At 59.1% G+C, this 18341-nt stretch carries 16 protein-coding genes; 11 read left to right on the plus strand and 5 right to left on the minus strand.

Features of this window, described 5'->3' with window-relative positions:
• The first annotated feature begins 166 nt into the window (after window positions 1-166).
• From X566_RS17500 to X566_RS17540, 9 genes are all read left to right on the plus strand, one after another.
• Entirely contained in the window at window positions 167-1027 is an 861-nt protein-coding gene (locus X566_RS17500; protein ID WP_034469967.1) for an alpha/beta fold hydrolase, read from the plus strand.
• 165 nt (window positions 1028-1192) lie between these two features.
• Window positions 1193-2068: a branched-chain amino acid ABC transporter permease gene (locus tag X566_RS17505; protein ID WP_034469969.1), complete on the plus strand. Its 876-nt coding sequence runs from the start codon at window positions 1193-1195 to the stop codon at window positions 2066-2068.
• A gap of 12 nt (window positions 2069-2080) precedes the next feature.
• A complete protein-coding gene (locus tag X566_RS17510) occupies window positions 2081-3232 on the plus strand; it encodes a branched-chain amino acid ABC transporter permease (protein WP_034469970.1) in 1152 nt (383 codons plus the stop codon).
• Window positions 3229-3987, plus strand: coding sequence for an ABC transporter ATP-binding protein (locus X566_RS17515; RefSeq protein ID WP_034469971.1), 759 nt, complete (start codon window positions 3229-3231; stop codon window positions 3985-3987). Before X566_RS17510 ends, X566_RS17515 begins: the two co-directional genes overlap by 4 nt.
• A 16-nt stretch (window positions 3988-4003) precedes the next feature.
• Entirely contained in the window at window positions 4004-4783 is a 780-nt protein-coding gene (locus X566_RS17520; protein ID WP_034469972.1) for an ABC transporter ATP-binding protein, read from the plus strand.
• A gap of 100 nt (window positions 4784-4883) precedes the next feature.
• Window positions 4884-6731 (plus strand): long-chain fatty acid--CoA ligase, encoded by a 1848-nt coding sequence (locus X566_RS17525; protein WP_034469973.1) that lies wholly within the window; start codon window positions 4884-4886, stop codon window positions 6729-6731.
• Window positions 6732-6818: 87 nt separating this feature from the next.
• A complete protein-coding gene (locus X566_RS17530) occupies window positions 6819-8009 on the plus strand; it encodes an ABC transporter substrate-binding protein (protein WP_034472258.1) in 1191 nt (396 codons plus the stop codon).
• A gap of 147 nt (window positions 8010-8156) precedes the next feature.
• The gene (locus tag X566_RS17535) at window positions 8157-9314 is read left to right on the plus strand and encodes an ABC transporter substrate-binding protein (RefSeq protein ID WP_409337837.1); all 1158 of its coding nucleotides are present in this window, start codon (window positions 8157-8159) and stop codon (window positions 9312-9314) included.
• 201 nt (window positions 9315-9515) lie between these two features.
• Complete coding sequence (locus tag X566_RS17540) at window positions 9516-10715, plus strand: ABC transporter substrate-binding protein (RefSeq protein ID WP_051444313.1); 1200 nt, start codon at window positions 9516-9518, stop codon at window positions 10713-10715.
• Window positions 10716-10779: 64 nt separating this feature from the next.
• Here X566_RS17540 and glpD read toward each other — a convergent pair whose 3' ends face one another.
• The 5 genes from glpD to X566_RS17565 all read right to left on the minus strand — a co-directional run bounded on the left by glpD (window position 10780) and on the right by X566_RS17565 (window position 16321).
• Window positions 10780-12333: a glycerol-3-phosphate dehydrogenase gene (gene glpD, locus X566_RS17545; RefSeq protein ID WP_034469977.1), complete on the minus strand. Its 1554-nt coding sequence runs from the start codon at window positions 12331-12333 to the stop codon at window positions 10780-10782.
• A gap of 194 nt (window positions 12334-12527) precedes the next feature.
• Window positions 12528-13094, minus strand: a complete 567-nt coding sequence (locus X566_RS17550) for a TIGR02281 family clan AA aspartic protease (RefSeq protein WP_034469979.1) — start codon at window positions 13092-13094, stop codon at window positions 12528-12530.
• 7 nt (window positions 13095-13101) lie between these two features.
• Window positions 13102-13311 (minus strand): DUF1289 domain-containing protein, encoded by a 210-nt coding sequence (locus tag X566_RS17555; RefSeq protein ID WP_034469981.1) that lies wholly within the window; start codon window positions 13309-13311, stop codon window positions 13102-13104.
• A 38-nt stretch (window positions 13312-13349) separates the two neighbouring features.
• The gene (locus tag X566_RS17560; protein WP_034469983.1) at window positions 13350-14954 is read right to left on the minus strand and encodes a HAMP domain-containing sensor histidine kinase; all 1605 of its coding nucleotides are present in this window, start codon (window positions 14952-14954) and stop codon (window positions 13350-13352) included.
• A gap of 497 nt (window positions 14955-15451) precedes the next feature.
• The gene (locus tag X566_RS17565) at window positions 15452-16321 is read right to left on the minus strand and encodes an NAD(P)-dependent oxidoreductase (RefSeq protein WP_034469985.1); all 870 of its coding nucleotides are present in this window, start codon (window positions 16319-16321) and stop codon (window positions 15452-15454) included.
• A gap of 231 nt (window positions 16322-16552) precedes the next feature.
• Here X566_RS17565 and X566_RS17570 point away from each other — a divergent pair, with 231 nt between their 5' ends.
• Together X566_RS17570 and X566_RS17575 are read left to right on the plus strand one after the other, a co-directional pair.
• Window positions 16553-16939, plus strand: a complete 387-nt coding sequence (locus X566_RS17570; RefSeq protein ID WP_034469987.1) for a VOC family protein — start codon at window positions 16553-16555, stop codon at window positions 16937-16939.
• Window positions 16940-17032: 93 nt separating this feature from the next.
• On the plus strand, window positions 17033-18160 hold the full coding sequence (locus tag X566_RS17575; protein ID WP_034472262.1) for an Mrp/NBP35 family ATP-binding protein: 1128 nt from the start codon (window positions 17033-17035) through the stop codon (window positions 18158-18160).
• Window positions 18161-18341: the final 181 nt, after the last annotated feature.

Genomic DNA, 18341 nt, shown 5'->3' on the forward strand with positions numbered 1-18341 from the left:
TTGCGAGGAAAGACTTGAACCAAAGATCGGCGTTCGCTTCAAGGTTTGAGCCGCGATCCGGAACGAAACAAAGACTTTCGATGATCACGATGTGATGAGGATGGATCGCTGTCAGCTGCGCTCATATAGTGATCCGCATCAGTACCCTGCACGTACCCGGATCAACATGCCTGGACAACCATCGCCGTTTTTCCAACAGCAGCCACCAGTTTGGACGCCTGTTCCGATACCAGAGCAGGTCGCGGCTACCGAGGGGTTTGCGCCGATTCCTGACGGCGGCAATCTTTGGTATTGGGACACGGGAGGTGAGGGGCCTGCGGTGGTCCTGCTGCATGCCGCATCGGGTAGCGGCGCAATGTGGGTCTACCAGCAACCCGTGCTGGCGAAGGCGGGGTATCGCGTTATCAGTTACTCCCGTCGCGGCTACCTGAAATCCAGCGCCTGCGATCCCAGGGAGCCTGGGATCGCATCAGTCGACCTGCATCATCTGTTGACCCATTTGGGAGTCAGCAAGTTCCACGTTGTCGGCTTGGCTGCGGGGGGCATCGTCGCGGTCGACTATGCGCTATCATTCCCGGAGCGACTGCTCAGTCTGACGCTGGCATCAACGATCATGGGCGTGACAGATCAGAACTATCTCGATCTCTGCAATCTGTTTCGGCCGGCGTTCTTTGCGCAACTGCCGAAGGACTTTCAGGAACTGAGTGCGACCTACCGAGCCGGAAATCCTGCCGGTGCGGATGCATGGCGTAATCTTGAAAAGCAGTCGCTGCTTAGCGTTCGCGTCAATCAAGCGCTCGCGAACGTTATTACTTGGGCGAAAGTCGAGACGATCGAAGCGCCAACGCTGCTGCTCACCGGTGACGCCGACCTCTGGACGCCGCCTTCAATCCTGCGGCTGCAGGCCAGCCATCTGCGGAATGTGCAGACCGCAATCATCCGCGAAGCGGGGCATGCCCCGAACTGGGAGCAGCCGCTGGCCTTCAACGATACGCTCCTGGAATTCCTCAGGAAGCATCCTTCCTAAAATGTCAGGGGCGACTGGTCGCGGCAAAACGCCCAAGGTTTGTCCATAAAGCCGGCTTGATGATTTTCCCCAAACATGCCCTTATGCGGACCGGAAACGCTAGGTCCGGCAGTGCAAAGATGACCAAAAGGTCACGGGTGCGCCGGGTTGGGGGAAAGTGCAGGCATGCTGGATCTTATTCAGCAGCTCGTGAGCGGTGTTGCGCTGGGCTGTATTTATGGGCTGATCGCGCTCGGCTTCGTTCTCATTTACAAGACAACTGAGGTCGTCAACTTCGCTCAGGGCGAGTTGTTGATGCTGGGCGGCTTTTTTGCCTTTACCTTCATCGCGCTACTCGGCTTGAACTACTGGGTGGGATTCGCGCTCGCAGTCGTCTGCATGGCTGCTTTCGGTGCTGCGAGCGAACGGTTCGTATTGCGGCCGATCCTCGGCAGCCCGCAGTTCTCGATTGTCATGGCCACGATCGGCCTCGGCTATTTTCTCCGCTCTGTCGCCGGCATGATCTGGGGGACAGATGATCTGAAGATCGAAACTCCGTTTTCGTCGGGCGTTTTGCGGATCGGCGACCTCGTTCTCGCGCATGACAAGCTGTCGGTGATCGTTGCCACGGCGATCCTTTGCATCGTCCTCTATCTCTTCTTCACGAAGACGCAACTCGGGACCGCCATGCGCGCGACCTCCGAGAATATGCTGGCCGCCTACTATATGGGCATTCCCGTCAAGACGGTCGTGGCGCTGACCTGGGCGATCAGCGCCGCCGTGGCCGCCTGCGCCGGCGTGTTGCTGGCGCCGATTACGTTCATTCATTCCAACGTCGGGCTTGCGCTTGCGTTGAAGGCGTTCCCCGCGGCCGTACTGGGCGGGTTCGGGAGTATTCCAGGTGCGGTGGTCGGCGGCATCATTATCGGTGTCATCGAGAACCTTGCGGGCTTCTATCTGGCCCAGGGATGGAAGGACGTCGCTCCCCACGTGGTCTTGCTCGCTGTTCTGCTGCTCAAGCCCGAAGGCCTGTTCGGCCATACGGGACGGAAGAAAGTCTGAGGCGGTTCGTCCATGCGCTTTATCTTCAAGACGGACTACGATCAGGACATCCGCATCTTCAAGCATAGCGGCTACTGGTGGTCGTATAGTGTCCTGCTATTGCTGCTAGCGGCCGCGCCATTCCTGCTCGGAAACTATCTTCTGAGCCAAATGGTGTTCGTTTTCATCTATGCGACGGTCGGTGTTTCTCTACTCATTCTTGTTGGATTCACGGGGCAGGCCTCCCTCGGTCACGCCGCATTCCTTGCGATCGGCGCCTATACGTCGGCGTACTGTCAGCAGCACGGCATTCCGTTTGTGGTCTACTTTCCGCTTGCAGGCGTTCTGACTGGAATTGTCGGTGTTCTGGTTGGCTTTCCCGCCCTGCGGCTCCAAGGAATCTATCTCGTGATCGCAACGATTTCCTTCGGAGCGATCATCGAAGAAATTCTGGCGCGTTGGGAAAGCGTCACCAATGGCAACGAAGGATTGAAAGTGCGGACCCTCGATCTTTTGGGGCTGCCGGTTCCGCGCGATAGTGCGGGTTTTTACTTTCTTTGCCTTGCGCTGTTGATTGCCGTGATCCTCGCGACGCTCAATCTGCTTCGCTCGCCGACCGGACGAGCCTTCGTCGCCATCCGCGATAGCGAAACGGCGGCGAAGAGCATGGGGATCGATGTCGCAGCCTATAAAGTCCGCTCTTTCGGCATCAGCGCCACGATCACCGGATTGGCTGGATGTCTCTATGCGCACAAGCTCTCGTTCATCAGTCCCGAGATGTTCACGCTGCTGCTTTCGATCGAGTTCATCATCGTGATTATCATCGGCGGCGTGTTCAGCCTGCATGGGGCTGTGCTGGGTGCGATCTTCATTGTGATGATCGATCCGCTGCTGACGATGTTGAAGGATGATCTTCCTGGCGTGATCGGCAATTTCGCGAGCTTGTTTGGAGCCGATGCCCCAACCGCGAACCATGTGCAGGACCAGGCAGCCAAGATCGCCTCGGCGCCTGGATTGAAGGGCGCGATTTACGGCTTGATCATCGTTGGCTTCATCCTGTTCGAACCGACCGGACTTTACGGTCGATGGTTGAAGATCAAGCTCTTCTTCCAGACGTTCCCGCTTTACAAGGCGGCAACTTTCAAACGCCAGAAGACTTACGTGAAATCGGAGCGCAACCGATGAGCTTTCTGGTCGCCGAGAATCTGTCGCTTCAGTTCGGCGGCCTTAAGGCCGTGGACCAGGTGAACTTCTCCGTCGAGAAGGGTGAGATCTTTACGATCATCGGGCCGAACGGTGCCGGCAAGACTTCGATCTTCAATCTGATCTCACGGCTCTATGATCCAACGTCCGGACGACTGTTCTTCAATGGCGAGGAGTTCACGCGCGCGCCGCCGCACAAGATCGCGAAGATGGGTATTGCGCGCACGTTTCAGAACATCGAGCTGTTCGACAATGCGACTGTGCTGAACAATCTCCTGGTGGGTCGCCACTGTCACGCGACGACGAATGTGGTGCAGGAAATCCTGTTCCTGCCGGCGGTTCGGCGAGCTGAATTCGAGCACCGTCACAAGGTCGAGCAGGTGATCGAATTGCTCGATCTGGAGCCGTATCGGGACAAGCTGATTTCCGGACTGCCTTACGGTGTTCGGAAGGTGATCGAACTCGCGCGGGCGCTCTGCTCGGAGCCAAAGTTGATCTTGCTCGATGAGCCATCGTCGGGGCTCAACGTCGAGGAGACGGACGATATGTCATTCTGGATTCGAGATATCCGAAACGAGCTCGGAATAACTGTCTTGATGGTGGAGCACGACATGAGCCTCGTGTCGCGGGTGTCTGATCGCGTTCTCGCGCTCAACTACGGCCGCGAACTGGCAACCGGTACGCCTTCGCAGGTGCAGGGCCATCCGGAAGTGGTTGCCGCCTATTTGGGCGCTTAGGGGGCAGGGCGATCGTATGAGCGATGCAGAGCCGATCCTGAAGGTGTCCAATATCGAAAGCTACTACGGCCCGATCATGGCGATCCGGGGCGTAAGCCTCAGTCTGCCGCGGGGCAAGATCGTCACGGTGCTCGGGGCCAATGGTGCGGGAAAAACGACCATCTTGAAGACCATTTCCGGGGTTCTTGATCCCCTGAAAGGCTCGGTGGAATTCGAGGGGCAGGCGATCCAGCGGATGGATCCGGATAAGATCGTCCGGCTCGGCATCAGTCATGTGCCCGAGGGGCGAGAGGTCTTTCCTTTCCTTACAGTCCGTGAAAACCTGGCGATGGGCGCCTTTCTGCGGACCAGCCGCGACGAGGTGGCGCAGGATCTGGAGCAGATTTACGGGTATTTTCCTCGGCTGAAGGAGCGGCTAGACCAGCCGGCCGGGCAACTCTCCGGCGGTGAGCAGCAGATGCTCGCGATCAGTCGGGCGCTGATGAACAGGCCCAAGGTGCTGTTGTTGGACGAGCCGTCGCTCGGTTTGTCGCCATTGTTGGTCAAAGAGATTTTCGCCATCATTCGGCGGGTGAATGCCGAGCGTGGCGTGACGATCCTGCTGGTGGAACAGAATGCCAAGATGGCACTTGAGACCGCGGATTATGGATACGTGCTCGAGGTCGGTCGCGTGGTGATGGACGATTCTTGCGAGCGATTGATGCAGAGCAAGGATATCCAGGAGTTCTATCTCGGGGCGAAGGAAGACAGTGCCCGCGGCGAGCGGCGCTGGAAGAAGAAAAAGACCTGGCGCTAGCGAACTTGGCGCTAAGCAGGCTTCGAAAATTGCACGTCGTGGCGGACTTCGACGCAAGATCGGAGACGTCAGGCATGTTTCTGTTTGAGGGAGCGCCATCATGAGTGCGAAGCCATCCCTGACGGTCGGGGAGACGTTGCCGAAGACGTTCTTGGCGGCGATAGAAGCGCGTGGTGATCGCACAGCGATCCGCGAGAAGCGGTTTGGAATCTGGAAGTCGATTTCCTGGCGTGAATGGCTGGAGACGACCAAGGAGATTGCCTACGCGCTCGATGCGATTGGCTTTAAACCTGGCGATGTCGCGTCGATCCTCAGCAATACGGTCGTCGAGTGGGTCTATGCCGATATGGGCGTGCTTTGCGCCGGAGGCGTTTCATCGGGCATTTATCCGACCGATTCCGTCAAGCAGGTCGAATACCTTGTCAACGATAGTCGCACCAAGGTCATCTTCGTCGAGGACGACGAGCAGCTCGACAAGGTTCTCGACTGCCGCAGCCGTTGTCCCACGCTGGAGAAGATCGTCGTCTTCGATATGGAGGGGCTGGGCGCTTTCTCCGATCCGATGGTTGTCTCGCTCGAGGCCTTCATGACGTCCGGCCGCCAGCACATGGTCGGAAACGAAGGGCTTTGGAAGCGGATGATCCAATCCCGAGGGCCGAACGATCTCGCAATCCTCGTCTATACCTCCGGTACGACCGGCCCGCCGAAGGGAGCGATGCACGCCCATCGCAGCGTCTGCTTCCAGCTTGCGCATGCGGACGGGTTGTTCCCGTTGATCGAGCGCGACGAGCGACTGCTGTTCCTGCCGCTTTGCCATGTGGCCGAACGGCTCGGCGGCTACTATTATAGCCTGGCAACCGGCTCCATCATGAACTTCGCGGAGAGTCCGGAAACCGTGCCGGACAACATCAGGGAGGTGCAGCCTACGGCATTTCTCGCGGTGCCGCGGGTTTGGGAGAAGTTCTATTCTTCGGTGATGATTGCGCTGAAGGATGCGACGGCTCTGGAAAAATGGGTTTATGAGAAATCGATAGCGGTTGGCTATGAGCTCGCAGACTGCCGGATGGAGGGGAGAGAGCCATCCGCCGCGTTGAAAGCCAAGTTTCAGGTCGCGTACTGGCTTGCGTTGCGGAATATCCGCAAGGCACTCGGCGTCGATCGCTGCAAGTATCTCTATACGGGTGCTGCGCCGATCGCGCCGGAGTTGATCCGGTGGTATCTCGCGCTGGGCCTTGGAATGTACGAGGTCTACGGCCAGACCGAAAACTGCGGCATCGCGACGATCATGCCGCACGACCAGATCAAGCTCGGTACCGTCGGAAAAGTTGTCCCGTGGGGCGAACTGAAGCTCTCGCCTGAAAACGAAATCCTCCTGCGTGGAGATTTCCTCTTCAGCGGCTACCTCAATCAGCCGGAGAAGACCGCAGAAACGATCGACAAGGATGGCTGGCTGCATACCGGAGACGTTGGACAGATCGACAATCAGGGCTTTGTGAAGATCAGCGACCGGATGAAGGACCTGATCATCACAGCGGGCGGGAAGAACATCACCCCGTCTGAGATCGAGAACCAGCTTAAGTTCTCGCCCTATATTTCCGATGCCGTCGTGATCGGTGACAGGCGGCCTTATCTGACCTGCCTGATCATGATCGAGCAGGAGAACGTCGAGAAGTTCGCCCAGGATAAGAGCATTCCGTTCACGAACTACGTTAGCTTGTGCCGCTCACAGCAGGTCCAGCAGTTGATCTCCGATGAAATCGAAAAGGTGAACGCGAATTTCGCACGCGTGGAGACCATCAAGAAGTTCTATCTCATCGAACAGCAGCTCACGCCGGAAGATGAAGAGCTTACGCCGACCATGAAGCTGAAGCGCAAGTTCGTGAACAAGAAGTATGCGACGGAGATCGAAGCGATGTATGGAGCCGCTGCGGCGCCCAAAGTTGCCTGAGAGGAGAACAACCAAGAGCCAGCAACGGCCGGAAGCAACCTATGAGGATAACGCTCGGAACGAGGAGGACATGTCATCATGGAACGGATGATACTCAGAGCCAGTTTGCTAGGCGGAGCACTTGCATTTGCCGTTACGCCGTCGCTCGCTCAAACGAAGACGACCAACCAGGGCATTTCGGCCACTGAAATTGTGGTTGGTACACACCAGGATCTGTCCGGCCCGATCAAGGGGTGGGGTGTGCCGGTCAGCAACGGGATGAAGATGGCGACCGACGAGATCAACGCCGCCGGCGGGATCAACGGCCGCAAAATCAAACTGGTGGTCGAGGATAGTGGCTATGATCCGAAGAAGGCCGTTCTCGCCACCCAAAAGATGATCGAGAAGGATAAGATATTCTCGGTGGTGGGCGCCATGGGATCGCCGACCGTGCTGGCCGCACAGGACATCGTGCTTGATGCAGGGCTTACACAGTTGTTTCCGCTCACGGCTGCCGAGTTCACGTATAAATTCGATCCGGCCAAGCCGCAGGAACGCTTGAAGTTCAACAATCTGCTTCCCTATGTCGAGAGCAGCCGCGCTGCGATCAAGTACATGATCGAAGAGTACAAGGTGCAGAAACCCTGCATCATGTATCAGGACGACGAATATGGGAAGAACGTGCTCGAGGCGTATGAGACCCAACTCGACGCGATGAAGGTCAAGCATGCGACGGTGACCAGCTATAAGCGAGGCGCATCGGATTTCAGCGCGCAGATTTCCAAGATGAAATCCGACGGATGTGATCTGGTCGTGCTCGGCACGGTCATTCGCGAGACCATTGGTGCGATGGCCGAGGCCAAGAAGCTCGGCTGGGATGTCAAATTCCTGGGCGCTACGCCTGCGAACGTCCTCGAAGTGCCAGCCCTCGGCAAAGACGTCGTTGAGGGATTGTTCTCCGCTGCGGCGTTCGAGGTGCCATATGAAGACACCGCGAAAGGCAAGGTCAAGGACTGGCTGGTCAATTACAAGAAGGCGTATGGGACCGACGCAAACACGCAAGCGATCATCGGCTACAATGCCATGATGACGTTCGCGCATTATGCGAAGCTTGCAGGCAAGGATCTCACCGGTCAGAAGTTCCTGGATGCGCTTGAAAGCGGTGATGTGTTCCAAGATATTTTCGGCAATCCGCCGACTAAGTTCTCCAAGACCAATCACCTCGCGTCTACGATTACGCAGGTGCAGAAGGTCGAAAAGGGCCGCTGGGTGGTCGTCAAAGGCGGTCTGATGTTCTGATCGGCGATCGCTTTCGCTATCTCATAACCGCAGACCCGGACGTATGCGCCCGGGTCTTTCACGATACGAACAATCCGGGTCAACCGTGGAGGGGCGTCAAAAATGATCGAGAATAGACGGAGAGCGGGCGGGCTTGTCGCTGCGGCAATGCTGTTGGCGACGCCGGCATTCGCGCAGACGAAAACCACCAATCAGGGGATCACGGCGACGGAGATTGTCGTCGGTACTCATCAGGATCTTTCCGGCCCGCTTAAGACGGCGGGCGTGCCGATCGCGAACGGGTTGAAGCTAGCCGCCGAGGAGATCAATGCCTCCGGAGGGATCCACGGTCGGAAGATTCGACTGGTCATTGAGGATAGCGGCTATGATCCGAAGCGCGCCTTGCTGGCGACGCAGAAGATGATCGAACGCGACAAGATATTCTCGTTGATCGGCGCTTTGGGTTCGCCAACCGTGATGGCGGGGCAGGATATTCTTCTTGATGCGGGGATCACGCAGCTGTTTCCAGGAACAGCAGCGGAATTCACGTACAAGTTCGATCCGGCAAAGCCCCAGGAACGGTTGAAGTTCAACAATCTGCTGCCGTATGTGGAAAGCACGCGCGCGGCCATGAAGTATATGGTCGAGACGTTCAAGCCGCAGAAGTCCTGTATCATGTATCAGGATGACGAGTATGGGAAGAACGTCCTTGAAGGTTTTGAGAAGCAGCTCGCAGCGATGAACCTGAAGCCTGCAACGATCACGAGCTATAAGCGCGGCGCGGCGGACTTCAGTTCACAGATCTCGAAGATGAAGGCAGATGGCTGTGACCTTGTCATGCTTGGCACCGTCATCCGAGAGACGGTGGGGGCGATGATCGAGGTCAAAAAGAACGGTTGGGACAATGCGAAGTTCCTGGCCTCGGCGGCGGCGAATTTCCCGGACGTGCATGTGCTGGGCAAGGACGCGGTCGAGGGACTGTATGCCGCGGCGGCCTTCGAAGTCCCTTATGAGGATACGGCGAAGGGAAGGGTGAAGGATTGGATCACCGCCTACAAGAAGGCTTTTGGCTCGGATGCCAATACGCAGGCGGTTATCGGCTACAATGCGATGATGACGTTTGCGCATTATGCGAAACTTGCCGGAAAAGATCTGACAGGCCAGAAGCTGCTCGATGCGCTGGAGAGCGGGGATGTCTATCAAGACATTTTCGGCAGTGCGCCGACCAAATTCTCAAAGACCAATCATCTCGCTTCAACCGTCACCCAGGTTCAGAAAATCGAGAACGGCCGTTGGGTGGTGGTTAAGGGTGGGCTTGTCTTCTAGCGATGCCAGTGACCCGACGAAAGTCGCGGAGGCATCGCTGACGGATGCATTCGCACTTTTGCTCCGGGAGCGGCAGTAGGCTTCGTCCGGGCTTGCCCGAAACTGCCCGGCGAGCTTGCTGAAGTGAGTGTAACCTGTTGCGCGGGGCAGAGGCCCTCCGAGCGGAAGGCCAAATCGATAGAACAACAAGCGGGAGGAACGATGAGAGCGACCGCACTGAAGGCTGCTTTGCTCTGTTCGGCGATGGCGATGGCGGCGACACCCTCGACTGCGCAGGTCAAGACGACGAACGAAGGCATCTCGGCCACTGAGATCGTGGTTGGCAACCATTCGGACTTGTCCGGACCGGTGAAGGTTTGGGGAGTGCCGTTCACCAACGGCATGAAACTGGCTGTCGATGAGGTGAATGCGGCCGGCGGCGTTCATGGTCGCAAAATTAGACTGATCATCGAAGATAGTGGTTATGATCCAAAGAAGGCTGTGCTCGCAACGCAGAAGCTGATCGAGAAGGATAAGATTTTCTCGATGGTTGGCGGCGGCGGTTCGGCCCCGGTGCTGGCTGCGCAGGATCTTGTAATCGATGCCGGCATTACCCAGCTTTTCCCGCTCACGGCAGCAGAGTTCACCTACAAGGTCGATCCGGCGAAGCCGCAGGAGCGGCTCAAGTTCAATAACCTTCTGCCCTATGTGGAGAGCACCCGGGCGGCGTTGAAGTACATGGTCGAGAGCTTCAAGCCGCAGAAACCCTGCATCATGTATCAGGATGACGAATACGGGAAGAATGTTCTCGAAGGCTTCGAGAAGCAGCTCGAAGCGATGAAGATCAAGCCCGCATCGATGACAAGCTATAAGCGCGGGGTTTCGGATTTCAGCGCTCAGGTATCCAAGATGAAATCGGATGGTTGCGATTTGGTCGTGCTCGGCACGGTCATCCGCGAGACTATCGGTGCGATGGCCGAGGCTCGCAAACTGGGCTGGGACGTGAAGTTCATGGGCGCGAGTGCGACCAACGTCATGGAGGTTCCGCAACTCGGCAAAGACGTGGTGGAAGGGCTCTACGCCGCGGCGGCGTTCGAGGTGCCTTACGAGGATACGGCCAAAGGCAAGGTTAAGGATTGGCTCGTCGTCTATAAGAAAGCATTCGGCACGGACGCCAACACCCAGGCGGTCATCGGTTACAACGCCATGATGACGTTCGCGCACTATGCCAAGCTCGCCGGTAAGGACATCACAGGTCAAAAGTTCCTGGATGCGCTGGAGAGCGGTGACGTTTTCCAAGATATCTTTGGCAGCCCTCCAACCAAGTTTTCCAAAACCAATCACCTGGCTTCGACCGTGACCCAGGTTCAAAAAGTCGAGAAGGGGCGTTGGGTAGTGGTCAAGGATGGCTTGACGTTCTGACCAGTCGGAATTCACCGAGGCCGGATACGGCGTTGCGCCAGGGTGTAAAGCCCCGGTGCAACGCTCACAGCGTCTTGCCGATTTTGGGCGATGAGCTCGGCCGGCTGCCATGCGTAGCCAGCCAGTTTTCAAGAGACTTTCTTTCGAGTGCCGAAAGCCGCAAGCCCAGCTTCGAGCGGCGCCATAGGATGTCGTCAGGTGTCACAGCCCATTCGGTCGCGATCAGGAAGCGGATTTCGGCTTCCGTCAACGTGGCGCCAAAATGCTGACCGAGATCGGTGAAGGTCTTGGCCTGATCGAGAAGGGCCCCAGCGCGGGTGCCATAGGCTGTCGCAAGCCGCGAGGCGTGTGATGGGGTGAGAAACGGCCAGTTCGCCCGCAGATCGTTGATCACGGCCGGCAGCACCGCTGTATCGAAGTCGCCGCCAGGCAGCGGCTGTTCGGCGGTCCAGCCCGGGTGGCGGCCGGTCGATTGAGGAAGATAGGGGGCCAGGCGCTCCAGGGCTTCCTCGGCAAGCCGACGGTAAGTCGTGATCTTGCCACCGAAGATGGAGAGCATCGGCAGGCCGCCATCGACATCAAGTTCGAACACGTAGTCGCGTGTGGCAGCCTTGGCTTCGCTCGCGCCGTCGTCGTAGAGCGGCCTGACGCCAGCATAACTCCAGACGATCTGTTTCGGTGTGATGGGCTTGGCGAGATAATCGCTTGCCGATGCGCAGAGATAGGAAATCTCGTCCTGGGTAATGCTGACGGCCGCCGGGTCGCCATCGTAGTCGCGGTCGGTCGTTCCGATCAGCGTGAAGTCCTGCTGGTACGGTATGACGAAAATGATGCGGCCGTCCGCATTTTGGAACATGTAGGCGCGGTCATGGTCATAAAGTTTTGGCACGACGATATGCGATCCTTGAACCAGCCGGACCCTTGCCTTCGCTCCGCCGATCGAACTCAGCGAAAGAACGTCATTGACCCACGGCCCCGCAGCGTTGACGATGGTACGGGCCCGAATGCTTCTCGGGTTCGGGGTGACGTGATCTTCGACCGTGATGTCCCAAGCGCCGTTGCCGCGATTGATCCTGACCGCGCGTGCGCGCGTCAGAATTTGTGCGCCGTGATCGGCCGCATCCCGTGCATTCAGGATAACGAGGCGAGCGTCATCGACGGTGCAGTCTGAGTATTCAAAACCTCGCTTGAAGCCAGCGGCGAGCGGCTTTCCGAGGGGGTCTTTCGCCAGATCGATCGTGCGGGTTGGCGGCAGGCGTTTTCGCCCGCCAAGATGATCGTAGAGGAACAGGCCCAATCGAAGCAGCCAAGCGGGTCTAAGGCCGGCGTGGTGGGGCAGGACGAGGCGCAGGGGATGAATGATGTGAGGTGCGATACGCCAAAGCACCTCGCGCTCCATCAGCGCTTCGCGGACCAGCCGAAACTCGTAATATTCGAGATAGCGCAATCCGCCGTGGATCAATTTCGTGGACCAGGAGGACGTCCCGCTGGCGAGGTCGTCCATCTCGCAGAGCACGACCTTCAGGCCTCGTCCCGCGGCATCGCGGGCAATTCCGCAGCCGTTGATGCCGCCCCCGATGATTGCGATGTCGTAGACCTGATCCGAGATCTGATCCAAGGAAAACTCCGGCGGGAAGGCACCGTCCTGACGCCCATAATCTGGGTGGAGTTATTCTGCAAAGAGGCCGAATTGCAAGTAGGTCAAAGAGGTGATCAGGACGGTTCACGCAGCGTATTTCGGACGGCCTCCCGTGGCGATGACGAACGGCTGACTGCCCTTTGATGCGACGGCATACCGATGGTGCAGAGCGCCTACGGGTAGCCGCGGATGGTCATCCGGTCTGCGCGGACCTCCCAGCTTTCCAGTCGATCCAGGAAACTCATACCAAGCAGGTTGACCTTGGCTTGGCCGCGGGGAACCACCAGCGCGGGGACCGAACGCTCGACGACGATGCCGACGGCCAGGCGGTCGAGGGTGAGGCGGGCCGCGCGCGTGCGCCCCGACGCCGTGTCGAGATCGACGTTGAATTCCAGCAATTCAAGCGGCAGGCCCATCGCTTTGGCTGTCTCGTAGGTGAGGACGACGGATGTCGCGCCCGTATCGATGATCATCGGCGCGTGAAGGTTGTTGATCTTTGCCGTCACGGCGAACTCACCGCCATTCTTGCGCGGAATATCCACCGACCGAAGGTTGGCGGCCAAGCGTGGACTGCTCGCGGTGTGCGATGGGGCGTTGGCGACATGGGAACGGAGCGCGGCCGTCACGTCGGTCGCCGTCGCAGCCATCGTCTTCTGTGCGTACGCGATCCGCTCCGCATCGCCATAGATGAAGACGCCGGCGCAGATCAGTAAGCAAACGAGGGTGATCAGCAGCTTCACGGCAAACCTACCGTGTGCTGGTATCCTCGACCGGCGTCAGGCCGGCGTCGAGCATGCGTTGTCTGAGTCCCGCCATGATGGACAGCCGCTCGCTGCTGTCCATGCGGCCCCACCTGGCGATTTCCGGCAGAGTCCGCCCGCAACCAAGGCACATGTTGGTTTTCGGGTCCATCATGCAGATGGCCACGCAGGGAGTTTCTCTCTTCTTGTCGGTCATTCTGCATCAGATGCACATTCTCCGACGCCCGGCAAGCGTTACTCTTTGAGGCCCGTGCCAGCGTTCATGATCGGTGTATGGCGTGCCCGATGCCGCTCATGGGTGATGTCCCCATGCCAGTCCGGCTGCAGCGGCGGCGTATCGTGCATCGGCGCGAGCGCGGACATCACGCGCTCGGGCGGGAAGGTCACGGTAACTTCCGTGCCGATCCGCAGTTTTGATTTCAACGTGAACGTACCGCCGTGCATGTCGATCAGGTTCTTCGCGATCGGTAGGCCGAGGCCCGCACCTTGTTCGGCGGATTTGATCGAGTTCGATCCCTGGCCGAAGGATGCGAGAACGACCGGGATCTCCTCCTCGGCAATGCCCGTGCCGCTGTCCTTGCAGGTCAGGTACTGTCCGCCGGATGCAGTCCAGCCGACCTTCAGCCATATGTCGCCGCCTTGCGGCGTGAACTTGATCGCGTTGGACAGCAGGTTCAGCACCACCTGCCGCAGTGCGCGTTCGTCGGCCCACAGACGCGGCATGTTGTTCTCGAACACTTCGTGGATCGTCAGGCCCCGGCTTGAAGCGCGCAGCTTCAGCAGGTGATGGCAGTCGGCGACGACGTGGACCAGCGAGACCGGTTCTTCGTTGAGTTCGTAGCGTCCGGCTTCAATCCGTGACAGGTCGAGAATCTCGTTGATGAGATTGAGGAGGTGAACGCCGGAATTATGAATGTCGGCCGAGTAGTCCTTGTAGACCGCCACGGCGTGCGGTCCGAATATCTCGCTCTTCATCACCTCGGAGAAGCCGAGGATGGCATTGAGCGGTGTGCGCAATTCGTGGCTCATCTGAGCCAGGAAGCGGGACTTCGCGACGTTGGCAGATTCAGCGCGGAAGCGTGCTTCGTCGGAAATCGCTTTGGCCTGTTCGAGTTCGCCGATCAGAGCATCTTTCTCCGCGCGCGCCTCGAGCGCGGCGAGTGTCGTCGAATGCAGGCGATGTGCCAGCAGCGCAAAGTAGCCTTCAGCCGCGATCGCGAGGGCAGCCAGGACGTAATCTTCAAACGATCCGCGCACCGCGAAGTTCAAAGCGATCGCGGAGGTGACCGGCACGGTCGCTGCGAACGCGGCCATCGGCAGGCTCGCCGCAATCATGCTGGAGACCGCGACCACCAGCAGCATTAACGAAACCAGGAGGGTGTTCGAGACCGTGTCGAACCCCGACGGGTGGATCAGAATGAAGGTCCAGGACAGACCGTAGAGCAGGTCGAGCAGGACGAACCGGGTGCGCCACCGGCGGGTTCCCGCGGGCGAGGCAGGCTCATTGAGGAAGCGGCGGCAATTCGCCACCGTCACGGCATGCACGGCAAGGATCACGCAGGTCCAGATCGCAGCGCCCAGGATCTTAATCCAAAGGCTCGACAGCAGGCCTGCCACCACCACCAGCAGAATGAGCACGAGCGAAGCCGACAGCCGTGTCTGGGCGTACTGGCGCAGCAGTTCGTGGTCGAAGGCGGGGCGGGTTCCGCTGGTCGAGGTCAGGCGGTCGCGCGCTTCGCGCACGCGCTGGCTCGCGGCGCGGCGGCCGCGCGGCTGGGCTGGTGCGGGCTGTTCGAGCGGAACAGCAACGACCTCAGGCCTTTCCCCAGATTCACTCATTAACCGTCACGCACCCAGACGCCACTAACGCTCGATCTTTATCTCTTGCTGGAAAGGGTTAAAGGCTGCCTTAAAGAGCCGGAAAATTCGGCTAATAAATCGCTAATTTCCCGCATTGCGGGTATTATTGTAATGTTCGCGTATTCGGCGGGTCACCTCCTCGGTCGGGGCGGCTGCTTGAGTGTCTGGCTGGCCGCCGCTAGGGAGGAGATGGGGATCACCGCATTCGACGCCGGGTCCGATTTTCCCGGACGCCCCACGCCAGCGCTATGCGCGGCTCCGATGCGTCATCCTGACAATCCGGCAAGGAAGGGGTGGGTCGGCAGTCCGCGCCGCCCAGAGCAGCGGAGGAGGCGTCCAGTGGCCTCCAGTGGGTAGGGAACGGTCCATGGGGCCGCTCTGGCGGCTCGGAAGTTTCGGCCGTTGCTGAGCACCCGGAGGCCCGATCGACGAAGGCTGGTTTCGTGGAGCGGCCTTCGTTGATGGTGAAACAGCCGTCAGCGCTGCAGCCGGGCGATCAGGCTCGACGTATCCCATCGGCTGCCGCCCATCCTTTGTACCTCCGAATAGAAGTTATCCACCAAAGCGGTGACGGGCAGGCTCGCGCCATTGCGGCGCGCTTCCGCAAGGCAGATGGACAAGTCTTTGCGCATCCATTCCACCGCAAATCCGAAGTCGAACTTGCCTTCATCCATGGTCTTGTAGCGGTTCTCCATTTGCCACGATTGTGCGGCTCCCTTGGAGATCGTGTCGATCACTGCATTGACGTCGAGGCCGGCCTTCTTGGCGAAATGGATGCCCTCAGACAGAGCCTCCACGAGACCTGCGATGCAAATCTGATTGACCATCTTGGTCAGTTGGCCCGAACCGGCCGGGCCAAGCCGCCGGCACATCCGCGCGTAGGCAGCAATAACCGGCTCGGCCGTCGCATAGGCCTTCTCGTCTCCCCCGCACATAACCGTCAGCACGCCATTCTCGGCGCCCGCCTGGCCGCCCGAAACGGGCGCATCGACAAACCCCAATCCGCGCTTTTTTGCGTCTGCGTCGAGTTCACGGGCGATGTCGGCGGATGCGGTCGTGTGATCGACCAAAATCGCCCCCGCTTTCATTCCAGCGAATGCGCCATTTTCCCCGAGAATAACCGAGCGGAGATCGTCGTCGTTGCCGACGCAAGCCATCACCAAATCCTGCCCCTCGGCCGCTGCCTTTGGCGTGGGGGCGGCCCGGCCACCGAACTTCGCGGCCCAGGCCTCGGCCTTCGCCGGCGTGCGGTTATAGACCGTAACCTCGTGCTTGCCCTTAGTGACCAGATGCCCGGCCATGGGAAATCCCATGACGCCGAGGCCGATGAACGCTACTTTAGCCATGTGTAAGCCCTTGCCTGAAATGCCACGCCTAAGTGTCGGTGCCACGCCGGACCACTTCGCCAGTGGTTTGATTCCGACATTTGCATCCCACTGAGGCAACGACGTCTGCAAATGTTGGAAACAACGGAGCAACAAACCGGCATCGTTGCGCGTTTTGCACGAGAACAGCATAAAGAATGCTGTGTGAAGGGCAACGGCAGATCGTTTTTTGCGGGAAATAGGGAGCGGCGGATGGGTGTCGGTTTACTCGATCATGTCAACATCCGAACCTGTATGCTCCAGGATACGGTGCGATTTTATGAGGACGTCCTGGGTTTGAAGCAGGGGCCCCGGCCGGAATTCCCATTCCCTGGCGCATGGCTTTACAGCGATGGTAAGGCTGTGGTTCACCTGGTGGACATTTCACCGACCGGCGAGCAGCAAAAGCCTGACTCCGGCGTGGTTCATCATGTGGCATTCACCAGCACAGGCTTTGCGGGCATGAAGCGGCATCTTCAGGCAATTGGCGTCGCGTTCGACGCGCGTGAAGTGCCCGGCGGAGAGCTATGGCAGATATTTGTCCGCGATCCGAACGGTGTGATGATCGAGCTCAATTACGAAACGGCAAACGAGCGATGATGCGTCGATCCGTATCCATTGTTGGTTCGCTGTTCTATCAATGAAGCAGCCGCATGGTCGGGGATCATTGCCTGCTGCTGCGGGAGGTTTGTGGTGAGTGTGACCGTTGAGGCTGTTCGCGATGCTCTGGCAAAGGTGAGGTCGCCGAAGGGCGCGCCGTTGCCGGATGCCGGCGTCCTGTCGGAAATCGTCGTCAATGATGGCAAGGTATTCTTGTCCATCAACGTCGAGGCCGCAGATGCCAAAGCGTGGGAGAGCGTTCGTGAACAGGCCGATGCAGCGGTCAAGGCGATTCCCGGAGTCTCTTCGGCGATGATCGCATTGACGGCCGAGCGCAAGGGCGGGGTGGAGCCTGCCCCGTCGCCGCGGCGGCAAGGTGTTCCGAGCGCGGCGTCGCATCGGCCGGCTCAAGCGCCGCATGGCTCGCCGATGGCGAAGCAGGCGCCGATCCCCGGCATCGCTGCGATCATCGCGGTGGCTTCAGGCAAGGGTGGCGTCGGCAAGTCCACCACGGCTCTCAACCTTGCGCTGGGCTTGCGCGATCTTGGCCTGCGCGTCGGTGTTCTCGATGCGGATATCTACGGCCCGTCGATGCCGAAGCTGACGGGTATTCGCGAGAAACCGGAGCTGACTGACGCCAAGAGGATGATTCCAATTTCTCGTTTCGGCTTGGCGATCATGTCAATCGGTTTTTTGGTCGAGGAGGAGACGCCGATGATCTGGCGTGGTCCGATGGTGATGTCGGCGATCACGCAGATGCTGCGGGAAGTGGAGTGGGGGACGCTCGACGTTCTTGTGGTCGACATGCCGCCCGGCACGGGTGATGCGCAATTGACACTGGCGCAACAGGTGCCGCTACAGGGGGCCGTCATCGTTTCAACGCCGCAGGATCTGGCGCTGATCGATGCGCGGCGCGGTCTTGCCATGTTCACCCGTGTCAACGTGCCGGTGCTTGGGATCGTCGAAAACATGAGCTACTTCCAGTGCCCTCACTGCGGCACGCGGTCGGATATCTTCGGCCACGGCGGCGCCCGCCACGAAGCGGAGCGGTTGGGTGTGCCGTTCCTCGGCGAAATCCCGCTGCACATGGATATCCGCGCGACGTCGGATTCGGGTACGCCGTTGGTCGAGAGCGTCCCCGATGGCGCCCACGCTGCCATTTATCGGGCGATCGGCGGCCGGATCAGGGAGCGGCTTCAGGGCACTCCGCCCACTTCGTAAGTGTGCTGGCATCAACCCGGCGGATCATACAACTTTCGTTCAAACGGCGTCTGATCGGCGACTCCGTCCGTTTGCGCGGGATGTCTTCCGTGCTACTGCGAAGAAGCAGAAGGCGCCCTTCATCCCCTGTGGGCGAGGGTGATTTCTGAGCCTGAATAGAACCAAAATCATAGGCTTCTGG

The sequence above is a fragment of the Afipia sp. P52-10 genome, from assembly GCF_000516555.1.
Classification (GTDB): Bacteria; Pseudomonadota; Alphaproteobacteria; order Rhizobiales; family Xanthobacteraceae; genus P52-10.

Coding starts and splice junctions, on each gene's coding strand:
- X566_RS17510 (WP_034469970.1), top strand. CDS start 2,081: ATGCGCTTTATCTTCAAGACGGACTACGATCAGGACATCCGCATCTTC.
- X566_RS17560 (WP_034469983.1), bottom strand. CDS start 14,954: ATGAGTGAATCTGGGGAAAGGCCTGAGGTCGTTGCTGTTCCGCTCGAA.
- X566_RS17535 (WP_409337837.1), top strand. CDS start 8,157: ATGCTGTTGGCGACGCCGGCATTCGCGCAGACGAAAACCACCAATCAG.
- X566_RS17530 (WP_034472258.1), top strand. CDS start 6,819: ATGATACTCAGAGCCAGTTTGCTAGGCGGAGCACTTGCATTTGCCGTT.
- X566_RS17525 (WP_034469973.1), top strand. CDS start 4,884: ATGAGTGCGAAGCCATCCCTGACGGTCGGGGAGACGTTGCCGAAGACG.
- X566_RS17540 (WP_051444313.1), top strand. CDS start 9,516: ATGAGAGCGACCGCACTGAAGGCTGCTTTGCTCTGTTCGGCGATGGCG.
- X566_RS17555 (WP_034469981.1), bottom strand. CDS start 13,311: ATGACCGACAAGAAGAGAGAAACTCCCTGCGTGGCCATCTGCATGATG.
- X566_RS17570 (WP_034469987.1), top strand. CDS start 16,553: ATGGGTGTCGGTTTACTCGATCATGTCAACATCCGAACCTGTATGCTC.
- X566_RS17505 (WP_034469969.1), top strand. CDS start 1,193: ATGCTGGATCTTATTCAGCAGCTCGTGAGCGGTGTTGCGCTGGGCTGT.
- X566_RS17500 (WP_034469967.1), top strand. CDS start 167: ATGCCTGGACAACCATCGCCGTTTTTCCAACAGCAGCCACCAGTTTGG.
- X566_RS17565 (WP_034469985.1), bottom strand. CDS start 16,321: ATGGCTAAAGTAGCGTTCATCGGCCTCGGCGTCATGGGATTTCCCATG.
- X566_RS17520 (WP_034469972.1), top strand. CDS start 4,004: ATGAGCGATGCAGAGCCGATCCTGAAGGTGTCCAATATCGAAAGCTAC.
- X566_RS17515 (WP_034469971.1), top strand. CDS start 3,229: ATGAGCTTTCTGGTCGCCGAGAATCTGTCGCTTCAGTTCGGCGGCCTT.